Consider the following 23,909-nt stretch of genomic DNA (forward strand, 5'->3'; position numbering starts at 1 on the left):
AGCTTCACCGTTGAACGTCATGAAGTGATCTCCTGGAATTCCTCACCTTTGATCGTAGTGGTGCCGTCTCCTGGAATTCCTCACCATTCACCGTGCGGCGCTATCTCCTGGAATTCCTCACCATCCTGGAACGGCTCACCTCAACGAGCGACCCTATCGGCAAGCCAAACGACTGCTTTGACCGCGGCGTCCAGTGCTTCTTTCTTCGAAGCAAACACAGCACCCGAATAGTATTGGACTGGCGTCCAGGCTCCGCCGTCTTCAACATCGCGGCGAAACTCTTCAAATCCGTAGGTGCTGTCCGAACGCAGGAACAGATCCACGCACCGGTCGTGCTCATCGTTTTCGATGCTGTCGAACACCAGCGAAGACTTATCGATACGTGATGACATTTCGAATCTCCACGCGTAGACCGGGTCCACGTTTCGTCGTTATCGGACTTACCCATCAGGATGCTATCACCGCAGGCGATCCGCTGTTTTCACCGTCTAGCTGGAGTTGCACGCGCGGTTTTTGGCCACCCGTCGACCATTCGTAATCGGCCTTTCTTGGTGCCGGTATGACAGGAGACCGGCCATGGGCCACGCTTCGTCCCATTGTTCGGTTTGTAGCAACTGTGATTTCACCCTATCGGCATAGAAAAAAGATAGGCGCCATCTAAACTGCATCTTGTCAGCAGCGCGCGTCTCACCCGATTCGCGGTGCTCCTAAAAAAATCGCATTGGAGGTTCATCATGAAAAGCAAACTTCTTGCAGCCTTGCTCGTCGCAGCTACCACTGCTTTCGCTGCTCCGGCATATGCCAGCGGCTACGGCCCGGCGCCTTCGTATCGTCCGTCGGTTGGCGCTCCGGCTTCGCAGCGCGGCCAAAGCGCGCAAACCGTCGCAGCAGAACGCAACGACGCAGTCGGTTCAGTCAATAGCTCGTACGGTGGCGTCGTGACGTCGTCTTCGGAATCCGGCAGCCGTCAACCGGACCAGTCTTTTGGCCGCGTGTACGCAGGTCACTAATCTGAAGGTCGTGTGCGTAGCAAGGCGGTAGCGAGGTGTCGAAATGTTGAAGATTATCGAAGGTGCAGCGGTTCTGAGTGCGCTGATGCTGTATCTGGCGCCCGCAATGATTGCGGACGCCAGAGAACGGAAAGACGCCTTTGCGGTGACCATGGTGAACATCCTGCTCGGATGGACGGTGATCGGTTGGTTCGCTGCGCTGATCTGGGCGCGGCATCCTGTGACCGATCGTCGTCTGAAGCATTTCGCCAAGCGGGCGCAGCGCGCGGTGGCGCGAGTCACTATTGATTCAATCGTTACGCGGGCCGAGTGTCGTGGTAGTTCGATCCCGGCGTTAAATCCGCGTGTGGTGCCGATCGTTGCACGCATTGCTGCGAGCAGTAGTCGGCGGAAAATTTAGCTCGGCTGCTGATTGCTTGGCGTTTTCGGATGACCGCAAGCTATCGGGGTATCGACAGTTCGTTTAGAACTTCACCTTCAACTGAAAGCCAATGGTGAACGGAAGGTCATCCGATGGAATTGGCGGAATCACGATGAAGTTCGCGCCGACGCGCTTGTACTCGACCATCACGATCGGCGCGACCACCGGGCCGATCGTGTGGTCGCGGCCCAAGCCCCAGTTGCCGTAGTTATAGCCCGAGATAATCCCGCCGATGGCCGCGATCCGCACAATGCCCCAGTGCGCGAATTCCGGCGCCCATACCCCGCCACCGTAGTAGGAAGGCCGGCGCAACGAGTTGCGAAAGCCGCCGGCAGTCAATGCCCATTGGTTATTGAGCCAGCATTCGACGCCGAGGCCCGGGTTGAACTGCTCGAAATGCGTGTTCGGGTCGGGGTTGATGTGATACGAACCCAGCATGGCGTCGACCCATACGCCGCCCTCACACCAGTTGCCGGCATGCGCGGCGGATGCAGCGGCGAAGCTGGCAACGAGCGCCGCTGCGGTCCGCCGGATATTCTTGTTGATCTGCCGAAAATGCATGTCCTCTCCGCCACCGGTCGAGCGCCGGCGTCATCTATGTTCTGGGTATGCTTACTTGCCGTCCGTCGCGCACTGTACCTCAAGCCGCACAGGCGGTGTTGAGGACACGCTCGGACGCGCGGGCACAAGACGTGCCGGCAGCGCAGACACAACAGTAACGGAGAACCGATGGCAGAGCGGTGAACGCGCATCACGCGTTCGTCCGCTGAGGGTCAAAGACCGAGATCGGACAGGCTCGGATGGTCGTCGGGGCGGCGGCCGAGCGGCCAGTGATAGAGACGGTCGGCTTCGCGGATCGGCATATCGTTGATGCTTGCGTGACGGTGCGCCATCAGCCCGTGCTCGTCGAATTCCCAGTTCTCGTTGCCGTACGAGCGGAACCAGTTGTTCGAATCGTCGTGCCATTCATAGGCAAAACGCACGGCGATGCGGTTATCGGTGAACGCCCACAGTTCCTTGATCAAACGGTAATCGAGTTCTCTCGCCCATTTACGGCGCAACAAGCCGACAATCTCCGCGCGACCCTTCGTGAATTCGGCGCGATTGCGCCAGACGCTATCGACGGTGTAGGCGAGCGACACGCGCTCGGGGTCGCGGGTATTCCAGCCGTCTTCGGCGGCACGCACTTTCTGGATCGCGGTTTCGCGTGTGAAGGGCGGCAGCGGCGGGCGGGTTTCAATTGTGTCGGCCATGATAATTCCTCAGTCAGGTTGCGGTTCGCCGGGATGGCGGTCGTTTGCTTGGCGGTATGCCTGGCTCGCACGCACACTGCGCGTCGAGCAGGACTTGGGCTGCAGCTTGCGCGTCTAGTGCGGCGTCGGGCTCGCCGCTCACCAGCGCCACGGCAATGGCGCCATCGAGCAGGATCAGCCATTGACGCGATAGGCGCGCCGCGCGGCGGGTGTCGAGTTCCGACTCCGCCGCGAATGCATCGCATTCGGTTCGCACGAACGCCAGCAGGCGTTCCTTGTGATGGCGCGCGACGATCCGGATCGGGTCGTCCGCGGAGGCAATCTCACCGGATGCATTCAGAAACGCGCAACCGTGAAAATCCTCCGATGCAAACCATTCGCGCAGCACTTCGAACATGCCGAGCAGGCGTTTTCGCGCCGTCTTGCCATGCCGTTGCGTGCCGGCGATGAACCAGTTCATCCAGCGCTCATCGCGCCGGTCGAGCGCGGCCGCAACGAGCGCATCTTTCGATTCGAAATGCGTGTAAAAGCTTTTGCGCGCCGTGCCGGACTGCTTGACGATCGCGTCCACGCCCGTTGCGTGAATGCCGCCGGCGTAGATCAGCGCCTCAGCCGCGTCCAGCAGCCGCTCGCGCGCGCTGCCGGGTGTGACCGATTGAGTTTGAGTTTCGATAGCCATGTACGAAGAGTAGAACGATCATTCTCCCTCGTCAAGTCTTTTGCGTTTTTGCAGCGGGAAGGTGCGACCTGCTATCTTGTGCACGATCGGTCAACGGGAACGAACTTCATGAGCACACTGACTCTTCGCGCCACGATCGCGCGCGCCATGCTCAGCGCAACGCTACTGACGGCGATGGCCTGCACGCCTGTGCAGGTGCTTACGCATACGGTCAGCCAGAACGAGACGCGCGTGCCGCCTGGCCGCTACGAAATCGATCCGGATCACTGCAGCATTACCTTCGACATCGATCACTTCAAGTATTCACGCTTCACGGCGCGCTTCGATCGCAAGAAGGGGGAACTCGACTGGAACGAAGGCGGCCTGGACAAGAGCACGACGTCGGTGACGATCGACGCCGCGAGCATCGATACGAATGTGCCGTTGCTGGACAAGATGGTGAAGAGCGGCAACATGCTCGACGTGGAGCGCTATCCGGAGATTCGCTTCGTCAGCACGCGTTTTGAACGCACCGGTGAATCGCGCGGCACGTTGACTGGCGATCTGACCATTCGCGGCGTCACGCAGCCGGTCATGCTCGACGTCACTTTCAACGGTTTTGCCCCCGATCCGCTCACGAAAAAAGACACGCTCGGCTTTTCCGCCGAGGGCCATTTCAGTCGCGCGAAGTTTGGTTTGGCGACGTGGTATCCGGCCGTTGGTGATGATATTCATGTGCGCATTCAGGCCGAGTTCGTTAAAACGCCCGCAGGCGGGTGAGCGCGGTGCGGGCGTTTGGAACCAGGCGTTTGCGCTGTGCGCGCGTTGCTACGATTGCGCGCTTCAGGCACGTTCAGCACGTTCGGTACGTGCTAACTCACGCGGCTGTCCAGTCGAGAATGACCTTGCCGCTCTCGCCGGAGAGCATTGTGGCGAACGCTTCCTGATAATCGTCGACCTTGAAATGGTGCGTGAGGATCGGTGAGAGATCCAGACCGCTTTGCAGCATCGCAACCATCTTGTACCAGGTCTCGAACATCTCGCGCCCATAAATGCCCTTGATTTCGAGGCCTTTAAAGATCACCTGGGTCCAGTCGATCGCCGTCTGCGCGGGCGGAATGCCGAGCAGCGCAATCTTGCCGCCGTGGTTCATCGCTTCGAGCATGCTAGTAAAGGCGCTCGGCACGCCTGACATTTCCAGCCCAACGTCGAAACCTTCGGTCATGTGCAGGTCCGCCATCACGTCGCGCAACGATTCGCGCGAGACATTGACCGCGCGCGTCGCGCCCATTTTGCGCGCGAGTTCGAGGCGATAGTCGTTGACGTCGGTAATCACGACATTGCGCGCGCCGACGTGTTTCGCGATCGCCACCGCCATGATGCCGATGGGTCCGGCGCCGGTAATCAGCACGTCCTCGCCGACCAGATTGAACGACAGCGCAGTGTGCGTGGCGTTGCCGAACGGATCGAAAATTGCAGCGAGATCGTCGGAAATCTCGGGAGGAATCTTGAAGGCGTTGAAGGCCGGAATCACCAGATACTCGGCAAACGCGCCTTCGCGATTCACGCCGACGCCCACCGTATTGCGGCACAAATGCCGGCGGCCCGCGCGGCAATTGCGGCAGAAACCGCAGGTGATGTGTCCTTCGCCCGACACGCGATCGCCGATCGCAAAGCCGCGCACTTCCTGGCCCATTTCGACGATTTCGCCCACGTATTCGTGACCGACGTGCATCGGCACAGGAATCGTTTTTTGCGCCCAGTCGTCCCACTTCCAGATGTGAATATCGGTGCCGCAAATCGCGGTGCGCGTGATGCGGATCATCACGTCGTTGTGGCCGACTTCAGGTTTCTTGACGTCCGTAAGCGTGAGCCCGGGAGCGCGTTCGAGTTTTGCCAATGCTTTCATGTGCGCCTCCGTATTAAATAACGCCGAGTTCGCGGCCGACGCGCGCGAATGCATCCACCGCGCGGTCGATCTGCTCGGGCGTATGGGCGGCGCTCATCTGCGTGCGAATGCGCGCGCGGCCTTTTGGCACCACCGGGAACGAGAAGCCGATCACGTACACGCCTTCTTTCAACAGGGCGTCTGCCATTTTCGAGGCGAGTTGCGCGTCGCCGAGCATGACCGGAATGATCGGATGTTCGCCGGGCACGAGCGTGAAGCCGAGCGCGCTCATCTTGCTGCGGAAGTGCGCGCCGTTTTCGCGCACACGTGCGCGCAGTTGCGCGCCTTCATCGCTTGCCAGCAGTTCAAGTACTTTCAGCGAAGCGGCGGCAATGCTCGGCGTCAGCGTGTTCGAGAACAGATAGGGACGCGAGCGTTGACGCAGCAACTCAACGATTTCCTTGCGCGCGGCCACATAGCCGCCCGATGCGCCGCCCAATGCTTTACCCAGCGTGCCCGTAATGATGTCGACACGCGACAGCACGCCACAATGTTCCGGCGTGCCGCGCCCATGTTCGCCGACAAAACCCACTGCGTGCGAATCGTCGACCATCACGAGCGCGCCGTAACGGTCGGCCAGATCGCAGATGCCGGCGAGATTGGCGATGATGCCGTCCATGGAGAACACGCCGTCTGTCGCGATCAGTGTGAAGCGCGCGCCGGCGGCCTTCGCTTCGATCAGTTTGGCTTCGAGGTCGGCGAGGTCGTTGTTCTTGTAGCGAAAGCGCTTCGCCTTGGAAAGCCGCACGCCGTCGATGATGCTCGCGTGGTTCAGTTCGTCACTGATGATTGCGTCGTTTTCGTCGAGCAAAGTTTCGAACAAGCCGCCGTTTGCGTCGAAGCAGCTCGAGTAGAGGATGCAATCGTCGGTTTGCAAAAACGCGGCGAGCGCGCGCTCGAGATCTTTATGCACGGTTTGCGTGCCGCAGATGAAACGCACGGACGCCATGCCGAAGCCGTCGTTGTCGAGCCCTTGCTTGGCGGCGTCGATCAGCCGCGCGTCGTCGGCGAGGCCGAGGTAATTGTTCGCGCAGAAATTCAGCACGTCCGTGCCGTTAGCCAGACGAATGTCGGCCGATTGCGGGCTGGCGATCACGCGCTCGCTCTTGTAAAAGCCGTCAGCGCGAATCTGCTCGAGTGTGCCGCGCAGATGGGCGAGATAAAGGTCACGCATGAACCAGACTCCTGAGATGGGTGATGGCGCCTGTGTCAGCGTGTTCGGCATGTGCGACCACGAGGCGGCCTGTTATAGTCGGCTGTCAGTTTTATCGGATATTTTCGTTTTTCCGAACTAAAATCCGGTATGTCGAAAAACTCTAAACGATGGGTCAGGAAATGGCAAGTTCGGGTATTCGCCGCGCCGCAGCCAACGCGGCGCCCACTTCAGGCGCAACGTCGGCACCGGCGGTCGCGGCGCCGCCGCGCGTCGGCGAACAGATTCAGCGTTTGCGCGCCGAACGGCGCATGACGCTCGACGATCTGTCACGCGCGGCCGGCGTGTCGAAATCGATGCTCTCGGAGATCGAGCGCGACAAGGCCAATCCGACCATCGCGGTCGCCTGGCGTCTGACCAACGCGCTCGGCGTCAGCCTGGATTCGCTGTTCGCGCCGCAGAAGACGCCGGAAGCGATCGCCGTCTCCGGTCCGCATGAAATTCCCACGTTGAGTGGACACGACGCCAAGTATCAGTTGCGCGTGTGGGGACCGATCGAGTTGGCCGGCAAGTTTGAATGGTACGAATTGACGCTGCAACCGGGCGGGGCGCTGGTATCTAACGCGCATGAACCCGGCACGCGCGAGCATCTGACCGTGCTGCAAGGGTCGATCGAAATCGAGGCGGCCGGCACGACGAAACGGCTGAAGGCCGCGGACACCGCGCGCTACGTCGCCGACGAACCGCACGCGGTCCGCAACGCCGGAAAGGGCGAGGCGAAGGCGCTGCTAGTGGTGATTCACGGCTGATTTTTCGGCGCACCGTGGCTAGCAGTTGGCGGAATCGACACTTCGGCCGAGGTTGCATCCAACACTGTATATTTGTACAGTACAGGGTATCGACTGGAGCCGATCATGAACAACCTGACAACCGACTCGACCGACCATGCTCTGGCCGCGCTGCGATATCAAACCGCGGCGCGCGATCTCGAACGCATCGTGCGCAATATTGCTGCGCGCTACATCGTTCAGCAGGTGCCGCTTACCTGGCGTTTACTGCATGCCATCGAAGCCGAAGCGCTGGCCGATCTCGGCTTTGCCAGCCGGCACGACGCGGTGATGCTGGGCCTTTTCCAACGGCCGTCCGACCTGCCGTATCCGGAAACGGACGAGGCTGTGGACTTCGGCACGTCCACGGCACTGCCGGCGGTGTTCGCGTTCGCAGTCAGCGCCTATGAAGAGGCCGCACGTCGCGCTGCGCAGCCGCCGGAGACCGCGCCGCTCAAACGCGCACGCGCTTGGGGCGACTGACTGAGGGCTGCATTTCCACCGGTTGCCACCTACAATGTGTGCAACTAACAGAAAGATAGCTTATGTCGCCTCCCCATCTGACCGACCCGGTCCCTCGTCCTGCGCCGTCCACGGATCTCTTCGATCAGCAACGTGAAGACTGGCGTCGCGACCCGCAAATTGCTTTCGACGCCTGGCTTGCCAAACAGAATTTCCGCCGTTCCTCCGCCGAAGTCTACCAGGCGCAATGGGGGCTTTTTCTCGAATGGCTGAGCGTGCGCCAGAAAAGTCTCGCCACGGTCGATGCTCACGCGATTGCCGAGTTCGTCGCTGGTCTCGACGTGAAAAAGACCCAAAGGGTGCGGTATTTAAGGCTAATCGAACGGGTGCTCGATCATGTGCGCGAAATCGAATCCGCTTCGACCAATCCGGCGCGCTTCATTGCTCAGGATGGCGAAGCAGCGTGGCGGAACGCACGCGATAACGAGCCGACCGGCTTTCTCAACCACGCTGAACGAACGGCGCTGATCGCGCATCTGTTTTCGCCGCTGCCGGATTTGTCCGCGGCGCAACGTTGGCGGGAGCGGCGCGACCGCGCTTTGATCGCTGTGTTTCTAGGTGGCGGATTGAAGACGGGCGAAGCTGCAGCGCTTACGGTTAGTTGCGTGCATGCCGGAATGCCGTGGGTGACGATCGAGTCAGCTAACCCGATGCTCACACGGCGCACCCGGCTCGCGCCCTTCGCCGCAGCCATTCTCGACGCGTGGCTTGCGGAACGGCGGTTGTCGGAACTGGCGGGCAACCTGGTATTTCCCGCATCGCCTTCCGGAAGGCCCATGCATAAAGCGACCATGCTGCGCGCGGTCGACGCCTTGATCGATGGAGCCGGAATCGCAGAATCGCGGGCATCGCGTGCCAGTCCGCAAACATTGCGGAATACGTTCGCGGCGGATCTGTTCGAAAGTGGAGTCGAGGCGGAACTGGTCGGGCAATGGCTGGGATTTGTGCAGGCCGTGTCGGCGAACCGTCTGTATCGAGCGTGGCAAAACTGGATGGATCATCAGGATTCTCCCGCCACCGACGTTCCGGATCCGGCGGTTCCGCCCTTAGCCACACCTAGACGCGACGGGCGTTTGACGAGGAAAAGGGGAGCCGTCGACTCCTGAAATTCCTCACCTCTCGGGTCCCGAATTTCCTCACCTTTGGCAATTTATCTGCTATTGCACCGCGTCGAACCTCACGCCGACGCGGCAATCGAGTCGCTCGACAGAAACCGGCTAACCGCCTCCAGCCTTGATTCGCCGAGGCCCGACGAGTGATCGCACTCCGGACATTGCAGTTCGAAGCGGTGATCCATTTGCGACAGTTCAGGCTCACCTTCCTCACATTTTGGGCACCGTAGAGGAAGGGCGACGTGACCATCCGCCACCGTGCCAATCGCTTTTAATTCGTCGCCCGTCAAGCGGCCGGCTTCGACTAGCGAGCACAGAAGATTCGCAATCGCCGGATCGATCCCTTGCTGAGCACGCAGAACGGCGACTTCTTTCGTGAGCTTGTCTACTTCATCCGATTGCTCGCGCAGTTGAGCGTCGAGCCGGTCGCCGCGCGCCTTGGCCGCGGCGATTTGCTGAATAAACTCAAATTCCTTGCGGCTCGCGTCGCGCACCCCGGACTGATAAGTGGCCGCCATGCTACGCAAGGAATCGAGTTCGACCAGCATCGGCTTGACGCGCCGCTCGGCTTCGGCGACGGCGTCCTTGATCTGCTGCGCATAGTGTTCGGTGCTTTGGCGCAATTCGACGTGCAGTGCATCGATCCGGTCCCGCAGCGTTGCGTTGTTCGCGAATTCGTTGTCGAGCCGTTGACGAAGCGCTTCGTTTTCGCGCTCGAGCCGGCGTACCGTTGCCTGTAAACCTTCCTGGTGAGCATTTCCGTGTGTGGCCGCGCTCGACAACTCGCTTTCCAGTGCGCGAACGCGTTCCCAAGCCGTCTCTGCTCGCAACTCGCTGCGCTTGATCGCGTCTTCCGACGCCTGTTGGCGAATTTCCGCTTCTCGAGCGCGCTGGTCAGCGGCGGTGATTTGCGCACGAATTTCCTGGCGCTCGTCGTCGAGCGTGGTGCGCGCATGTGAAACGGCTTCTTCAAAAAGGGCGCCCAGCAATTCGCCGGCTCGGTCTTCAAGTGCTTTCGGGATAGCGCCCGCGCCAACTTTCACACGCGAGACATTCCGGATGCGTTCCCAAAAGTGGTCGATGTCCTTTGGAATGTCGCTCGCGCTGCCGGTCTGGGTTAGATCGCGAACCGCAGCCATGGACGGGCGAATTCCCAGATCAAAAAACAGCCGTTTGCATGCGTGCAGCGAAAGCTCTTGTCGCCGTGCCCCCCTTGCTCGCAGCGCTTCGAGCTCGTCTCGAATGGCTTGCCGTTCCTGATCCAGATTCATGTATACCTCGATGTCGCTCGAATTGGATGAATCATAACAATTTACGTACTGTTTGCTACGTATTTGTTGGTCTAGGGTACGGAATGTAGAAACGCGCTGTGTTGCTGCCGAACGTGAGGCGGCGGATTTGTCCTAGCTGGTTTTTTCCGTGAAACAAAACGAAGAATAGCCAATAAGGTCTTGTAAAGAAAGAGTTTTTGGAGCCCTTTCAACGATCGCGCACTGTTTCACGAACGCGTCATGTTGCCAGTTTGGGTTGCAAGCTTTGTCCGAAGGACGCGCGGGAGGAAATTCTAGAGAGTAATAAAAGTAAACACCTTTGAACCCATGTTAAAAACGTTAACGCCACGGCAAAGCCTTATCTGGCAAGGGTTTCAGCTTGGTGAGGTGAAGCTTTGCGGGAGAGGTGGTGAGATCTTGCGGGATTGTCGAGTGATGAGGTTCGGGGGCCTTGGTGAGCGGGTCCGGGACAGAACGTGAGCGGGTTCAGGAACCACCCCAAAAGTGCGGCTTGGCCAAAGGTGAGATTTTGCAGGACCTGAACGCCGTGGATCGCCCGGCAGCGCTCGAAAGTCAGCTCAAGGCCGGATCAGAGCGAAGGTGAGCGCATTCGGGACGCGTTTGTCCGCCCATTTTCGGCTTTATTTTGGGCTCGTTAACCCCTTTGGTGAGCCAAGTCAGGAGAAAACGCGAACCGAAGGTGAGGCTTTACGGGACCGAGGTGGCGTTTTTGCCTTATTTCTGTGCATTTCGATGCCTAAGGTGAGGGTTTGCGGGAGCGGCTGTGGGTTTCAGCCGGAAAAGCCGTACCCGACGCAGATGATCTGGTCGATCGCCGGTCGTCAAAGGTGAGGAAATTCGGGAGGTCGTGTTGCGTGCCGTCGGCCGTCCTTAAAATGCGCCTGCTGTGGGTCAAAGGTGAGGTTTTTCGGGAGACGTTTGGGAGCTTAACGATCATTAAGGTGAGGAAATACAGGACGAAAGTCGCTGCCACCGGCCGGAAAAGCCCTGCTGACGTTGCCAAGTCCGTTCGCGCTTCAGCGGGGCAAAAGTTAAACGGTGAGATTTTTCAGGACCGCGGCGGCTGCGATCAGAAATGCTCCGATTTCATTGAAATGGGCGTTGAGGTGAGGGTTTTCGGGAGATCTCGCAGTTTGAGTCGCATTATTGAAAATGTAAAGCATTGAAATCATTAGATATTTTGTTGCGCTCTTGTAAAGGTGAGGTTTTTCGGGGGCTGATAATTGAACTGATTGGATACGCTCAGATGCCTCATGGTGAGGTTTTTCGGGACTGATTTTTGGTGCTTTTGGAGCACAACACGGCTGAAGGCCGCGTCGTTTCGAGCGCTCGGCTAGCGTAAAGGTGAGGTTTTTCGGGGGGCGTGAGATAGGACAGCGGAGTCCGTCGGCTCAAGATGTCTTGGTCGGCACCATCCGTCGCCGTAGCACAAGTGGTAGTTGCATCGATGCGTGAGCTCGGGCGTTGTCGGCCTGGGCCGGATACGCGGTTGGAAAGCTTTCGACGTCTGCATGGAGAACGCACTTGGGGCTGCATGGCGATTTCGCGGGGGCCTTGCATGGGGCCGTGCCCATGAACGCAGGCCGGCGCTTGTAGCAGTGCTCAGCGGGCTCTTCGCGTGGCGTCGCACGTGTACCGGGCGTTGCTCATTGAGGCGGCATCGATTCGATGGTTCGCGTATCCGCGTCTCGCGATTGCATTCACGAGCAGCCGTCCTCCTGCCAAATAATGCTCAAAACTTGTTCTTCGATTTGATCGGCCATGTGAGCGCCCGGTCCGCAGCCGCGCACCGGTCAAAATTCACCAGTTTTTTTGAGGTGAGAAGATTCGGGATTGGATGACCGGCCTTCGCGCTCGCAGCAAAAATGCTCCGAATTTGCCAAGCCCGCGACCTGCAAGGACGGCCCGAACCTGGGGCGAAACGGCTGAGGTGAGGGTTTTCGGGAGTTGTTCGAGGTGAGTTGCGCCTCGTAAACTCGCTTCACCCGCAACGGTGAGATCCACGCTATAGACGCGTATCACCGCAGCCGGTATGCTCTCGCCAAATCCCTCCTCGACCAGACGCATGGCCACGAAGCGCGCGAAGAAGACCGACGTAGTCAGCCCCAGCTCGGCCGAATTGCGCAAAGCCGTCGAGGCGATCGCGATTCAGCCCAAAAGCGGCAAAATCACGCTCCTTACCCGTAAGCTGTTCAACGTGCTCCTGGCCGTCGCTCAGCAAGCGGATGAATCTGGCGACACGTATCGGGCCTTGCTGTCCGACATTGTCGCGAACTCCGCGTTTGATTCCAACGACACCGCGCTCGTCAAGGAGCACTTGCGGCGCATGGTGTCGGTGCAGGTTGAATGGAGCACCGGCACGTCCAGCCAGAAGCCGGGCCGGAAATGGGGTATTTCCACGCTGATTGCCGACGCGGAAATTCTCGAAGACCCGACCACTCGCCGTGTCTGGGTGGAATTCTCATTTGCGCCGAAGATCAAGAAAAAGCTGCTCGATCCGGTCCAGTACGCCCGCCTGAGTCTCCAGTTCCAGAGCCAGTTGCGCAGTAGCGCTGGCCTCGCGCTGTACGAGATTTGTGTGCGCTATCTGACCAACCCGAGCCATCTGACGATGCGCGAGACGTGGGAATGGTGGCGCCCTATCCTCTCCGGCACGCCGGACACGGAGGCGGGCGACGAGGCGAAGCGCGAATATAAATACTTTAAGCGTGATTACTTGCGCCCGGCCATCGCCGAGGTCAACGCCGTCACCAACATCTTTGTCGAACTGATCGAACACCGCGAGGGGCGACGGGTCGCCGAGATCCAGTTCCGCGTGACCGAACGCAAGCAGCCGATGCTCGCGCTCGACGAACATCCGAACGTGTTCGACAGCACGCTGGTCGACCGGATGGTGAAGATCGGCATCCCGCTGAAAGAAGCGCAAACGCTATATGCCGATAGCGAAGAAAATCGCATTCGCGCTGCACTCCAGATGACCGAGCAACGTATGCGCAGCACGTCGTTGCCGCCGGTGCGCAGCGCGCCGGCGCTGTTCAAGGACGCGTTGAAGAAAGGTTACGCGCCGCCGGTCGAAGCGCTGCCGTCGGGTAGTGGCGGCAAGGCTGCCGTTGCCGCGCCGGCCGACGACCTCAAGGCGCGCCTGCTTGGCGAGTACTCGGCGTTTCGCCGCAAGGAAGCGCGTGAGTTGTACGACGAACAAGGTGAGTCCGAGCGGGACATCGCGCGGCGGTCGTTTGAGGAAGATGAATTGCCGGGACTCGGCACCCATATGCGCGACGACTGGCGTCGTCGTGGGCTGGATTCGAAGATCGTCGAAACGGCATTCTTTGATTGGCTGGCTCGCAAGACTTGGGGTGAGCCTACCGACGGTGACCTGCTTGCCTTTACGCTGAGCCAATCGCGCGCGGCGTAATTACTGATGGGGTGCGGCTATTCGCTGCCGCGCCGCCCCATCGCTCTACAGTCGGTCCTACTTCAACATCTTTTCAATCTGGCGAAGGATATCGTCGCGCTTTTCACGCGTGAGCCCCTTCAAGCGCAGTTCAATTCGATCATCCCCATACGATTTGAGATCGCCGACTGACACGCCGTCGAGTTTGATTTCCAGACGCTGAGCGTAGCGTTGCCGGCCCGCGGGTTTAGTGCTTTCCTGGGCGGACGCTCTTCCTTTGACGATGTCCGCGACTTGCCGCGTACTCAGATCGTCCGAGAGGATCTTGTTGATCAGGCGTAGCGTTGCGTCGGCGCCGCGGGCAGTGTGATAACGACCCACCTGATACGCCATGTTCGAGCCGAAGCGGTCCGGTCGCGCGACCATCTCGTGCATAACGACCTCAGGCAATTTGGCGATCGACAAGGCGACCGCAACGGTCGACTCGTCTAGCCCGAGGTGTTCGGCAAGTTCCTTCTGACTCTGGAAATGCCGGTCGTCGAGAAAGCGTTTCCATACGACCGCGTTGTCGAACACCGTCTGCGAATCGCGCTGGACGTTGAGGTCGTAGCCGAGCTTGTAGCTCTGGATACCGATCGGCAGATCAATGACGATCGCCTTCACCGTTTCCCTGTTTGCCTCTTTCAGCGCCCGCACCCGCCGCCCGCCATCGCTGACGTAGTAGGTGCCGGGATTGTCGTAATCCGGGATAACGTGAATCGCTTGCTGCTGCCCCTGCTTGGCCAGATTGACAGCGAGCTCGGCAATCGACGACTTCAGATAGAAATGTCGCGGATTGAACGGGCTTGGCTTGATCGTCTTGAGCGCCAGCTCGATGACCTGGCCTGGCCGATAGCCGTGCTCGTTCCGCCACGTGCGATAGGCCGCCGATTCATTGGCTACGTCAGCGGCGTCGACTTCGGCAACGTTCTGCGATGGCATGACCGGCGCGATAGTGCGTCTCGCCGTCTCGCTACTCTTCGGATCATTCTTGACCAGGCCGTCGATAGCGTTCAATCGATCGAGCGCGGTTCGCTTTTCGCTGCTGGTTGAGTCAGGACGTGCTTGAAAGCCTTTGGCGAATTGGGAGGGTTTCATTCAGGGTCCTTTATGCGCATAAATTTCACGGGAGCAAGGCGGCGATCTCATTCGCGCACGCCCGTACTTCGATGGCGGCCAGTTTGGCGCCGCGATCGTTCATCTGAAGCACTGTTTGTCCTAACGCCATGGCCTGCTTGTAGGCCTCGCGTGTCGGGATTTGTGTCTTGAGCAGCGGGAATCCGAGCTCTTCCAACGCGCGCTTCAGTTCGCGCGTCAGCATCCGTTTTTCTTCGGTCTTATTGAGCAGGAAGACCGCGCGCAGATCTTCGTTCATCACTTGAGCCTGCTGGACGAGCTTCACCAATCCGATGCTCGACCAATAGTCGGCGGGCGATGACGATGTGGGGATCACCGCGACGCTCGCGGCGAGAAGGACGACGCCGGAGACTTTCTCGGTGATAGAAGGCGGGCAGTCGACGACGATGATGTCGTAGTCGGACACGAACTTCTTGATCTCGCGATGGATCTGGCTGCCTGCTTCGGAGAGGTTGACGACGGGAAAAGGGATACCCGTGTCGCCGTCTGATGATGCGCTGGCCCAATGGATCAGCGTGTTTTGACCGTCTGCGTCCACGACGAGGACGCGTTTGCCTTTCTCATGAAACGCAGCGCCGAGGTGCATCGCGATTGTGCTCTTCCCGACCCCGCCCTTTTGCTGAGTTACCGCGATGATTTCTGCTGCCAATCTTCACCTCCTCTTTTTAGACGCAAGTGGATTTTACCTGGATGAATTTGTATTTCAATCGTTTTTGTGTAAACAAAAGATGGATTAGCCGTTCGGATAGGTTTATGCGCATAAAGGATGCGGACGCGGCCTCGGGGTGATGCCAGGATTAAGAAAAGGCACGGAGGGCGATGACCGGTTTGGGCGGCGGCGTGTGTGGTCCGTTGGCTCAAAGTCTTAGCGAATTGAAACTACTTCGGCGCGCAGAGGCGTCGGGAGGTTGGAGTCAGTGCGGCATCAATTCGAGTGGGATTTGCCGTGTCCGGATCGCGGCATCTACCAGCGTAGATGTCGTTGGCTACGCGACGTGTACTGGCGTTGGACACGCGATAGGTCAATGGAACAGGCCGCGAGATTTATGCGCATAAAGTCGTTGCAACAGGGCCGGTTAGGACGGCGCTGCCGAGCGAGCCGCCTGGTCGCTTAAGGCATAAAAGCGGTGAGCAAGCTTCGAGCCGGAGGCCGAAGCCGAGAGAGCCAATAGCCCGGGCATCAGACACACCCACGAGCGCGGACGACCCCTCGCCTACGGCGTGAACTGATTGGAGGGCGCGGCGCTTAAGGAGCAGGCTGTCGCTAAATGCCGTCGCACGGTTTATGCGCATAAACCGCGGATCGAACCGCCTGGGAGAGTGGTGCTGCTCAGCACTCAGCCGCGTACTCAACCCATTTGTCCACGGTCGCACTCGCCGGCAGTTCATGGATCCGCGTCTTGGCGACCCATCTTCTTCGGACGCTCGCCAAGTCCAGGTCACGCAGGGCACGTGATCGACCGAGACCCAGCGTGACCTACCGAGCCCATTACCATTCCGCAGACGAGCAATAGCTCCCGCGAATGAAGCGAGCAAAAAAGCCTCATCGCTGCGGAAGCCAGCCGGGCGCGGATACTACATGCGCCGCGCGATTACACAAGCGTCTCCCCTCTCGGAACGTACCCAAATCCGTGGTGTACTGATCAACCTGTCGACCACATAAAGCTCTACAGCAACCGGATCAACCAGCCGGCTCCGCACCCGCTAAACTCCCACCGCGCACACTCATCCCCAAACCATACCCACCCTCCCAAAACCCATGATCACGATCTACCACAACCCCCGTTGCTCAAAATCGCGCGCCGCATGCGAGCTCATCACCACCACCTACAACAACACAAACGAAGCCACAGAAATCGTCGAATATCTGAAGCATCCGCTTACGGTCGAACAACTCAAGCAACTCAACGCGCAGCTAGGTTGCACCGTCCGCGAAATGATTCGCGACACCGAAGCCGAATACAGGGACCTCCAGCTTTCCGACCTCGCACTGACTGACACTCAGTTATACGAAGCATTGGCAAAACATCCGATCCTTCTGCAACGGCCGATCGTCGTGCGAAACGGGCGAGCCGTCATCGGCCGCCCGCCGGAAAACGCCGCCGCGTTATTTGCCTGAATGGCGTAGCGAGGCAGCAAACTAAACTTTTCTACCCGGCAACGCCGCATCTTTGGTGACGATCTTCGTCGGAATGATGCGCAATTCGCTGAAGGCATCGGCGATACGCTGCTGTTCCGCAAGCACATTCGCATCGACGGGTTTGTACACGTGCGCGTAGTGCCGCAACCCCGCTTCGATCACGCCCGCGTCGAGCCCCTGAATCGGTGCGAGTTGCGCGGCGGCCTCGCTGTAATGTCCGCGAACCCATGCGCCCTCTTTGCCCACTTCGTCCATCGTGATGTCGAGCACATTGGCGTTCTGTTCCGCGAACGACCGCGCGCTCAGGAAGAACTGGTGATGGCTCACAATGCCGTCGGCGTCCGTGAGCAAGCGCGCGTTCGACTGCCGCTTTGCCGCTTCGAGGAACGGATCCCAGATCGCCCATGCGTCGATCGCACCGCGTTCGAAAGCCGCGCGCGCATCCGCTGGCGCCAGATAAACCGGCTGAATCTCGCTGTACTTCACGCCGGCTTTCTGTAGCGCGGCGACCAGAAACCAGTGAACATCCGAACCTTTGTTCAAGGCGATTTTCTTGCCCTTCAGATCGGCCAGCGTTTTGATCGGCGCATCCCGATGCACGAGGATGCCTTCGGCATGCGGCGTCGGGACCTCATAGGCGACGTAGACGAAGTTTGCGCCGGCGGCCTGCGCGAACACGGGCGGCGCCTCGCCGACATAGCCGAAGTCGATGGCGCCGACATTCAGTCCTTCCAGCAACTGCGGTCCGGCAGCAAACTCAGTCCATTTGACGGTGACGCCGAGCGGCGCGAGCCGTTTTTCGAGCGTACCGTGCGCCTTGAGCAACACGAGCGTATTGGCGGCTTTCTGATAACCGATGCGGAATTCCTTGGCGTGCGCCTCGGCGGCAAAAGCGGACGTGGAAATGACAGGCAGCGTGGCGGCGGCGAGCGTTGCGCCCACGCCGGCAATGAATGCGCGGCGCGCGAGCAGCGGATGACGTGACATGAGAGAGCTCGTAGAAAAAGACGGACGCAAAACGGACCGATTGGCTCCGACGATAATTCGTCTGCAAGCCTGGACGAACCGATAAATTCGCATAAGCAAATCACGCGGATAAAACGAAGCAGGACTGCCTGCGTCTTGCCTCCCTGACTGCGTCGAATCTGAAGCGGCCGCTACAATCCGTCATCTGCGCCCGGCTGCGGCTGCGTCATTCGACAAAAAGGGAACACCGTGCATCTGACGACAACACTCGCGCCGTGGTCATCCCACGACACCCAACTCATTTTGTCGTGCGTGCTCGGGCTCGCACTGATCATCGTTTTCATCAGTGTGCTGAAACTCGCGCCGTTCCTGTCGATCCTGGTCGGCACGTTCGCCGCGGGTTTTGCAGCCGGGCTGCCGCTCGAGGCCGTCGCCAGCGCATTTACTAAAGGCGCCGGCGCCCTGCTTGGCGACGTCGGCATCATCATCGCGCTCGGCGCCATGCTCGGCGCGCTCATGGCCGAATCCGGCGCCGCCGACCGGCTCGTCTCGACGATTCTCAAACACTCCACGCCTCGCACGCTGCCGTGGATGATGGCGGTCGTCGCGCTGATCATCGGCTTGCCGCTTTTCTTCGAAGTTGGCCTTGTGATGATGGTGCCGATCATCTTCGTGATGGCGCGCCGTTCGCAGCAACCCATCCTGCGCATCGCGATTCCGGCGCTGGCCGGCATGACCACGCTGCACGCACTCCTGCCGCCGCATCCGGGTCCGCTGATCGCGGTGAGCGCGCTGCATGCCGATCTCGGCCTGACGCTCGGGCTTGGTCTGATCGTCGCGATTCCCGCCGTGATCCTCGCGGGTCCGCTGTATGGCATCTGGTTGTCCAAGCGGATGCACGTGGTCGAACCGGAGGAAATGGGCAAGCTCTTCAGCGCCAAACAAGACACCGGCGAACCGCCGGGTTTCGCGATCTCGCTCATCACGATCCTGTTGCCCGTCGTGTTGATGCTGGGGCGCACGGTCGCCAAGTTGCTGCTCCAGCCCGAATCGTTCCTGTTCAATACGCTGAATTTTCTGGGTGAGCCGCTGGTCGCGCTCGGCCTCACCGTGCTGTTCGCCGTCGTGGCGCTGGGATGGTCGCGGGGCATGGCGCGCGAGCGCGTCGGCGGGATCCTGCGCAAGAGCTTGCCGCCAATCGCCGCGCTGTTGCTGACCATCGGCGCTGGCGGTGGTCTTAAGCAGGCCCTCGTGGTGGCGGGCATCAGCTCAACCATCGGCAAGATCGCGGTCGGCGCGCACATGCCGCTGATTCTGCTCGCCTGGCTGATCGCCGTCGCGCTGCGTCAGGCAACGGGCTCGGCAACGGTTGCCACGACGACGACGGCAGGCATCGTCGCGCCGGTCGTCGCCGGTCTGAGCGCCACGCACAATTCACTGATGGCGCTTGCCATCGGCGCGGGTTCGGTGTTCTTCTGCCACGTGAACGACGCGGGCTTCTGGATGGTCCGCGAGTATTTCGGCCTGCAATTGAAACAGACCGTGCTGGTCTGGTCGGTGTTGCAGACGATCGTGTCCGTCGTCGGCCTCGCGCTCACGCTGGTGTTGTGGACCTTGCTGACTTGACGCCGCACCTGGCGCTCGCGGCGTTGGCAGGAATTGATACGCGGCTGTCCATTCCGGGCGGCTGGCGCCGCTTACACTTCCCGACAGGCGAGCTGCGGTCCCGTAGCGCGCTTCCCTGAAAACGCGGAGCCACCATGCTGGAACTGAGACCGTCTTGTGAAGGATGCGGCAAGTCACTGCCGCCGAACGCGTCCGACGCCATGATCTGCACATACGAGTGCACCTTCTGCGAAGTGTGCGCGCTCACTTCGCTACGCAACGTGTGTCCGAATTGCGGCGGCAATTTCCAGCACCGGCCGGTTCGCACGCGCGCGCAGCTTGAGAAACATCCGGCCGGCACCACGCCGCATCCCGTCTCGATCGACGAAGCGTCGCACGCGCATTTCTTCGAGCGCTATCGGGACACGCCGCCAGGCGAGCGCTAGAAAAGATGGCGCGCTCACACGCGTCGTGACACCAAGCCACGATGCACCGCGCGCCCGGTGCTCGCCGCGCGCTTCAATCGTCGCTATTCACCGTGCCCGGCGCGGCGATGCCGCTGACGGAATGCGCCGCCACGCGCAGCAGACGGATCTGCTTTCGATAGTTGCGGCAGCCACTGCAGGTCGGCAGATGCAAACGGATCGCGACCCACTCGCCGGTCGTCAAGGATCGGTCGAGCGCGTCGGACAACAAGCGCGTGATGTGCTTACATTTCCCCATTTGCGTCCTCGCTGGATAGGCCCTTTTCGCTCAGGCAAGTGCGCAAGCGCAGCCGCGCGCGGTAGATCAGCACGCTGCAATGATTCGCGGTCATCTGCAATTCTGCGCAAATCGCCTCGGTCTCGAGATCGAGGAATTCGCGCATCATGAACACGCGTCCGATGTGCTCGGGCAAGCGTTCCAGGCACATCTCGAACAAGGTCCAGAACTGTTGCTGACGCAGCACGGTTTCAGGTGTCGGCCACGGGCGCGGCTTGCTTTCGCGCGACCAATGGCCGTTGTCCTTGAACAGCTCGCGATCGAGCAGGCCTTCACCGTCGAGCTCGGACTCGAGCGCCGACAGGTTGATCGTGCGTCGCCGGGCGCGCAGGGTGTCGACGAGTTTGTGCCGCAGGATGCCGAACACCCAGGTCTTGTGTTCCGACTGCGCGGCGAAGCGATCGGCTTGCGTCCATGCCGCGGCGAGCGCTTCCTGGACGGCGTCTTCCGCGGCGGCGGCATCGCGCAGTTGCAAACGGGCGAAGCGCACCAGGTCGCGCCGCAGTTGCGTCAGATAAACGGGATCGTCGAGCGCCGGCCCGCCTACTTGCGCCATGGACGGCCCCGTTGGCGCAACGCTGTCTGGCGCATGTTTCTTGTTGGATCGTGGCGATTCATAAGCCGGTGGTTTTCCTCGCACTGTGGCTGAGCTTGTGCGCCATTCTCCCGCGAGCGGCCGTGCAATCGAATCGGTATTGAACATAGGCTCGACCATAAGCGGTGACTAGATGAACTTAGTCGCAGCGCGCAGGCGGTTATGACAACGACAATAGATTATTGCGGAAATTGAAATCACAGACGAGCGATGCGTGCAGTGTATTGCTGTGCAAGGTATATGCACGGCCAATCGGGGTCGAATTTGCACCAGACATTCGACCGGTTTCTTTCAGAATTTGAAATAAAGTCTTCTTGTCTTCGTTGTTTTTCGGCGGACGCACAGTCGATATTCTTCAGTCCATCGATCGCACCAGATCGCGAACCAAACGCTGAGGAGCAGCACCATGAAACGCATTCTTTCCGCCCTGATCGCTTCCGTCGCCTTGTTTGCAGCCGCTTCCGGCGCCGCTCATGCCGCCGCCCCGTCGCAATGCAACGGTCCGGCATCATACTGCAACGTGTTCTTCGGCAACTGATCGCTGACGGGCTGGGCCCGTCAACGAGGAAGCTTTCGAAGTCAAAAAGAAGGGCGCCAATTTTGGCGCCCTTCTTTTTGGGCGAGAAAATCAGACGTAACAGCGTGATGCTGGCGCGAGGTCTTCCGCGTAGCGCGGCGAACGCTTGGATCAACGCGGCAAGCGTCGTGGGCCAATGAAAATCCGGAAAACACATGGTCCACGGGAAGCAACACGTTAGACGAGCGGAAAACAATACCCGGCACTCCGAAGCAACAGTCGCGCCCGGCACACAAATGCGGTCAACGCTCACCCTACTAACGTGTTACAGTGGGTCAACAGCTTGCAGTTGTCCTGCGCACCGCGCGCAGTCCCAGACGCAAACGCCTCGCATCGCAGCGCCCTGAACCGAACAGGGTCCCTTCCTCTAAGCAGCTCCTCGGTGTCGTCAACATGGCCTGATTGCATCGGCCGTTCTTTGCGCACATCGTCGATCAACATCACGTTTCGCTGGTACGCCGCGATCTGCCAGGCATTGCGCCCGACGACCAAGCCACGTTCCACGAAAGCCATCACTGGAGACGAGCATCATGGGCAATACGATCAGAAGCTATCGAGGTCTTGAGATCTATCCGTTGGTGTATCCGCACCAGCCGAGCGGTCTCAATGGTATCCGCCACTACGATTCGGGCTTCGATGCCGCCGTGCGAATCTGCCGGCGCGGCACCGACGACACCATGACCACCAGCCGCGTGTTTCGCGTGCCGAGTCGTTCGCCGTTTGGCGCGGCAGGCGACGCGCGCATTGCTTCAACCAGTTATGCAGAGCAGGTCATCGACGGCATGGTTGCAGGCCAGTCGATCGCTGGACTCTGATGCGCGCGCCAATGGCAAGTCAAGCTACCAGGCGCTCGCAGAGCGCGAATCTGCCGGCTCTTACTGGCCGCGAGAATTATCAGGTGATGGCGTCCTCGCGCCGTACGTCGAGCGGGACCGTGCCGACGCTGAAAGTGATCCGCTTGAGCGACGAACGGGTGATCTACCCGTTCCAGGGCCACGCCGACATGCCCTTTTTCGAACGCGCCGAGGCGGCGCAGTTGTTTGCCGAAGCCTATGGCTGGCAATTAGTGGATGGCGACATCGCAGTGCCGGAATGACGCGCCGAATGCAGAGCCAGGCAATCTCGTGATGCAACGGCAGCGTAGCGGCAAGACACAGCGCCACGCCTCAGTGACTTAGCAAGCCGCCGCCTCACGACTTGCAAATCACCCAACGCCAACGGCAGCGTAGCCTCGCGGCGCAAGACAACAGGCCCGAAGCGCGACGGCCGACTAAATCTTCCCGCCACCATCCATGCCGCTACCGCGGCGCCACACTTCCTTGCCGCTTTCGGACAACTCGCCGCTGCTACTCGTGGCGTTCGCCTCCGTACCGTCGACCGCCATCTCGCCCCCAGCCTGTTCCTGTGCTCGCTGCTTTTCCTTCTTGCGAGCGGCGACTGCTTCGTCGTGGGATTTACCTGCGTGATTCGAACTCATGGCTTGTTCCTCCATCAAGAGACGTACTTATGCGGCGCACGTTTCCGGTCATTTATGCTGGGCGCGTCAGTTTCGGCCCGAACGGGACGGTAGCGAACACCCGTTTGCCTCAAAACGGCCTATCCCGAAAGCATGCTTGATTGACAAGGCAAAAGTACCAGTTATCCACAAGGTTATTCAGCGAATCTGTGGATAACTTTGTGCGATGCAAACTTATCCACAGCGCCTTTTTCCGTCGTACATGGCCCAGTAGTCGTGGCGCTGGTATTTCCGCGCCCGCCATCGCCGCTGCCTTGGTTTTTGCCTATGATGGACAGTTCGTACCCTTTCGCGCCTCGAGCGCCTCACATAAGGAAGCGAATCATGGCCTATCACATTGCAGTCGTCGTTGGCAGCTTGCGTCGAGAGTCGTTCAATCGGCAGTTGGCCCAAGCGGTCATTTCACCGGCGCCGTCGGACTTCACCTTCGAGTTCATCGATATAGGCTCATTACCGCTCTACAGCCAGGACTACGACGCCGACTACCCGGAAGCCGGCAAGCACTTGAAGCAGCGCATTGAAGCGGCCGACGGCCTGCTGTTCGTCACCCCCGAATACAACCGCTCCATACCCGGCGTGCTGAAAAATGCGCTCGATTGGGGTTCGCGCCCGTGGGGCACCAATTCTTGGGGCGGCAAACCCGGTGCCGTGATCGGCACATCGCTGGGCGCGACCGGCACGGCGCTGGCGCAGCAGCATCTGCGCAACGTGCTGGCGTATCTCGATGTCGCGGTGCTCGGGCAACCGGAGGTGTTCATCAAGCACGATGCGACGGTCATCAACGAAAAAGGCGAGATCCTCAACGACGGTACGCGCAAGTTCCTACAAACTTTCGTCGATCGCTACGTTGCGTGGGTCAAACATCGGGGCGCTGCTTAACGCGGCCGACGCGATAACAGCGCGAGACAGGAGCAAGCCGATTACGAGACGGAGTGGGCGGCGGCATGCCGTAACCGCACGGCCTGCCGCCGCAAACGCTCTC

At 59.9% G+C, this 23,909-nt stretch carries 26 protein-coding genes and 2 pseudogenes; 14 read left to right on the forward strand and 14 right to left on the reverse strand.

The annotated features are described in order from the left end of the window. Positions 1-140: 140 nt before the first annotated feature. Positions 141-392: a hypothetical protein gene (locus BPHYT_RS34615; protein WP_012428780.1), complete on the reverse strand. Its 252-nt coding sequence runs from the start codon at positions 390-392 to the stop codon at positions 141-143. 342 nt (positions 393-734) lie between these two features. Between BPHYT_RS34615 and BPHYT_RS34620 the strand changes: the two genes are divergently transcribed. Both BPHYT_RS34620 and BPHYT_RS34625 read left to right on the forward strand, forming a co-directional pair. Next, positions 735-1,010, forward strand: coding sequence for a hypothetical protein (locus tag BPHYT_RS34620; RefSeq protein ID WP_012428781.1), 276 nt, complete (start codon positions 735-737; stop codon positions 1,008-1,010). Positions 1,011-1,053: 43 nt separating this feature from the next. Then, entirely contained in the window at positions 1,054-1,410 is a 357-nt protein-coding gene (locus BPHYT_RS34625) for a superinfection immunity protein (protein WP_012428782.1), read from the forward strand. 63 nt (positions 1,411-1,473) lie between these two features. On the opposite strand, the gene BPHYT_RS34630 is transcribed toward BPHYT_RS34625, so the two are convergent. From BPHYT_RS34630 to BPHYT_RS34640, 3 genes are all read right to left on the reverse strand, one after another. Continuing rightward, a complete protein-coding gene (locus BPHYT_RS34630; protein WP_012428783.1) occupies positions 1,474-1,992 on the reverse strand; it encodes a hypothetical protein in 519 nt (172 codons plus the stop codon). A gap of 212 nt (positions 1,993-2,204) precedes the next feature. Further along, positions 2,205-2,684 (reverse strand): nuclear transport factor 2 family protein, encoded by a 480-nt coding sequence (locus tag BPHYT_RS34635; protein ID WP_012428784.1) that lies wholly within the window; start codon positions 2,682-2,684, stop codon positions 2,205-2,207. Between the two features lie 13 nt (positions 2,685-2,697). Then, positions 2,698-3,363, reverse strand: a complete 666-nt coding sequence (locus BPHYT_RS34640) for a TetR/AcrR family transcriptional regulator (RefSeq protein WP_012428785.1) — start codon at positions 3,361-3,363, stop codon at positions 2,698-2,700. Between the two features lie 108 nt (positions 3,364-3,471). Between BPHYT_RS34640 and BPHYT_RS34645 the strand changes: the two genes are divergently transcribed. Further along, complete coding sequence (locus BPHYT_RS34645) at positions 3,472-4,122, forward strand: YceI family protein (protein ID WP_012428786.1); 651 nt, start codon at positions 3,472-3,474, stop codon at positions 4,120-4,122. Positions 4,123-4,219: 97 nt separating this feature from the next. On the opposite strand, the gene tdh is transcribed toward BPHYT_RS34645, so the two are convergent. After that, the gene (tdh, locus tag BPHYT_RS34650) at positions 4,220-5,251 is read right to left on the reverse strand and encodes an L-threonine 3-dehydrogenase (RefSeq protein ID WP_012428787.1); all 1,032 of its coding nucleotides are present in this window, start codon (positions 5,249-5,251) and stop codon (positions 4,220-4,222) included. Positions 5,252-5,264: 13 nt separating this feature from the next. Further along, positions 5,265-6,464, reverse strand: coding sequence for a glycine C-acetyltransferase (locus BPHYT_RS34655; RefSeq protein WP_012428788.1), 1,200 nt, complete (start codon positions 6,462-6,464; stop codon positions 5,265-5,267). A gap of 149 nt (positions 6,465-6,613) precedes the next feature. Between BPHYT_RS34655 and BPHYT_RS34660 the strand changes: the two genes are divergently transcribed. From BPHYT_RS34660 to BPHYT_RS34670, 3 genes are all read left to right on the forward strand, one after another. Next, positions 6,614-7,252 (forward strand): helix-turn-helix domain-containing protein, encoded by a 639-nt coding sequence (locus BPHYT_RS34660; RefSeq protein ID WP_012428789.1) that lies wholly within the window; start codon positions 6,614-6,616, stop codon positions 7,250-7,252. Between the two features lie 105 nt (positions 7,253-7,357). Further along, positions 7,358-7,753, forward strand: a complete 396-nt coding sequence (locus BPHYT_RS34665; RefSeq protein WP_012428790.1) for a DUF2471 family protein — start codon at positions 7,358-7,360, stop codon at positions 7,751-7,753. A gap of 62 nt (positions 7,754-7,815) precedes the next feature. Further along, complete coding sequence (locus BPHYT_RS34670) at positions 7,816-8,898, forward strand: tyrosine-type recombinase/integrase (RefSeq protein WP_012428791.1); 1,083 nt, start codon at positions 7,816-7,818, stop codon at positions 8,896-8,898. A gap of 71 nt (positions 8,899-8,969) precedes the next feature. On the opposite strand, the gene BPHYT_RS34675 is transcribed toward BPHYT_RS34670, so the two are convergent. Then, positions 8,970-10,175 (reverse strand): DNA-binding protein, encoded by a 1,206-nt coding sequence (locus BPHYT_RS34675; RefSeq protein ID WP_012428792.1) that lies wholly within the window; start codon positions 10,173-10,175, stop codon positions 8,970-8,972. 2,086 nt (positions 10,176-12,261) lie between these two features. On the opposite strand from BPHYT_RS34675, the gene BPHYT_RS34685 reads away from it, so the two are divergent. Next, a complete protein-coding gene (locus BPHYT_RS34685) occupies positions 12,262-13,611 on the forward strand; it encodes a replication initiation protein (protein ID WP_012428793.1) in 1,350 nt (449 codons plus the stop codon). A 57-nt stretch (positions 13,612-13,668) separates the two neighbouring features. On the opposite strand, the pseudogene BPHYT_RS34690 reads toward BPHYT_RS34685, so the two are convergent. The 3 genes and pseudogenes from BPHYT_RS34690 to parA form a co-directional block, all read right to left on the reverse strand. Continuing rightward, positions 13,669-14,538: pseudogene (locus BPHYT_RS34690) on the reverse strand (ParB/RepB/Spo0J family partition protein); the annotation flags it as partial. 77 nt (positions 14,539-14,615) lie between these two features. Continuing rightward, a pseudogene (locus BPHYT_RS39785) lies at positions 14,616-14,727 on the reverse strand (ParB/RepB/Spo0J family partition protein); the annotation flags it as partial. 25 nt (positions 14,728-14,752) lie between these two features. After that, complete coding sequence (gene parA, locus BPHYT_RS34695; protein ID WP_012428795.1) at positions 14,753-15,415, reverse strand: ParA family partition ATPase; 663 nt, start codon at positions 15,413-15,415, stop codon at positions 14,753-14,755. Positions 15,416-16,525: 1,110 nt separating this feature from the next. On the opposite strand from parA, the gene arsC reads away from it, so the two are divergent. Further along, the gene (gene arsC / locus BPHYT_RS34700) at positions 16,526-16,885 is read left to right on the forward strand and encodes an arsenate reductase (glutaredoxin) (RefSeq protein ID WP_012428796.1); all 360 of its coding nucleotides are present in this window, start codon (positions 16,526-16,528) and stop codon (positions 16,883-16,885) included. A gap of 21 nt (positions 16,886-16,906) precedes the next feature. Here the strand turns inward: arsC and BPHYT_RS34705 are convergent, their stop codons facing one another. Beyond that, positions 16,907-17,893 (reverse strand): sulfonate ABC transporter substrate-binding protein, encoded by a 987-nt coding sequence (locus tag BPHYT_RS34705; protein WP_012428797.1) that lies wholly within the window; start codon positions 17,891-17,893, stop codon positions 16,907-16,909. 228 nt (positions 17,894-18,121) lie between these two features. Between BPHYT_RS34705 and BPHYT_RS34710 the strand changes: the two genes are divergently transcribed. Both BPHYT_RS34710 and BPHYT_RS34715 read left to right on the forward strand, forming a co-directional pair. Beyond that, entirely contained in the window at positions 18,122-19,498 is a 1,377-nt protein-coding gene (locus tag BPHYT_RS34710) for a GntT/GntP/DsdX family permease (protein ID WP_012428798.1), read from the forward strand. 134 nt (positions 19,499-19,632) lie between these two features. Continuing rightward, positions 19,633-19,923, forward strand: coding sequence for a DUF1272 domain-containing protein (locus tag BPHYT_RS34715; RefSeq protein ID WP_012428799.1), 291 nt, complete (start codon positions 19,633-19,635; stop codon positions 19,921-19,923). Between the two features lie 73 nt (positions 19,924-19,996). On the opposite strand, the gene BPHYT_RS34720 is transcribed toward BPHYT_RS34715, so the two are convergent. Together BPHYT_RS34720 and BPHYT_RS34725 are read right to left on the reverse strand one after the other, a co-directional pair. Beyond that, positions 19,997-20,200 (reverse strand): zf-HC2 domain-containing protein, encoded by a 204-nt coding sequence (locus tag BPHYT_RS34720; RefSeq protein WP_012428800.1) that lies wholly within the window; start codon positions 20,198-20,200, stop codon positions 19,997-19,999. Further along, entirely contained in the window at positions 20,187-20,795 is a 609-nt protein-coding gene (locus BPHYT_RS34725; protein WP_012428801.1) for an RNA polymerase factor sigma-70, read from the reverse strand. Before BPHYT_RS34725 ends, BPHYT_RS34720 begins: the two co-directional genes overlap by 14 nt. A 445-nt stretch (positions 20,796-21,240) precedes the next feature. Between BPHYT_RS34725 and BPHYT_RS39525 the strand changes: the two genes are divergently transcribed. The 3 genes from BPHYT_RS39525 to BPHYT_RS39600 all read left to right on the forward strand — a co-directional run bounded on the left by BPHYT_RS39525 (position 21,241) and on the right by BPHYT_RS39600 (position 22,507). Then, positions 21,241-21,372: a hypothetical protein gene (locus BPHYT_RS39525; RefSeq protein ID WP_013341997.1), complete on the forward strand. Its 132-nt coding sequence runs from the start codon at positions 21,241-21,243 to the stop codon at positions 21,370-21,372. A 569-nt stretch (positions 21,373-21,941) separates the two neighbouring features. Further along, entirely contained in the window at positions 21,942-22,226 is a 285-nt protein-coding gene (locus BPHYT_RS34735; RefSeq protein WP_012428802.1) for a hypothetical protein, read from the forward strand. A gap of 11 nt (positions 22,227-22,237) precedes the next feature. Continuing rightward, positions 22,238-22,507, forward strand: a complete 270-nt coding sequence (locus BPHYT_RS39600; protein ID WP_322786758.1) for a DUF6723 family protein — start codon at positions 22,238-22,240, stop codon at positions 22,505-22,507. A gap of 174 nt (positions 22,508-22,681) precedes the next feature. On the opposite strand, the gene BPHYT_RS34745 is transcribed toward BPHYT_RS39600, so the two are convergent. Next, positions 22,682-22,888 carry a hypothetical protein gene (locus BPHYT_RS34745; RefSeq protein WP_012428804.1) on the reverse strand — a complete coding sequence of 69 codons (207 nt, stop codon included), beginning with the start codon at positions 22,886-22,888 and terminating at the stop codon, positions 22,682-22,684. Positions 22,889-23,251: 363 nt separating this feature from the next. Between BPHYT_RS34745 and BPHYT_RS34750 the strand changes: the two genes are divergently transcribed. Next, on the forward strand, positions 23,252-23,806 hold the full coding sequence (locus BPHYT_RS34750) for an NADPH-dependent FMN reductase (RefSeq protein ID WP_012428805.1): 555 nt from the start codon (positions 23,252-23,254) through the stop codon (positions 23,804-23,806). The last annotated feature ends 103 nt before the right edge of the window (positions 23,807-23,909 follow it).

This window comes from Paraburkholderia phytofirmans PsJN (assembly GCF_000020125.1).
GTDB lineage: Bacteria > Pseudomonadota > Gammaproteobacteria > Burkholderiales > Burkholderiaceae > Paraburkholderia > Paraburkholderia phytofirmans.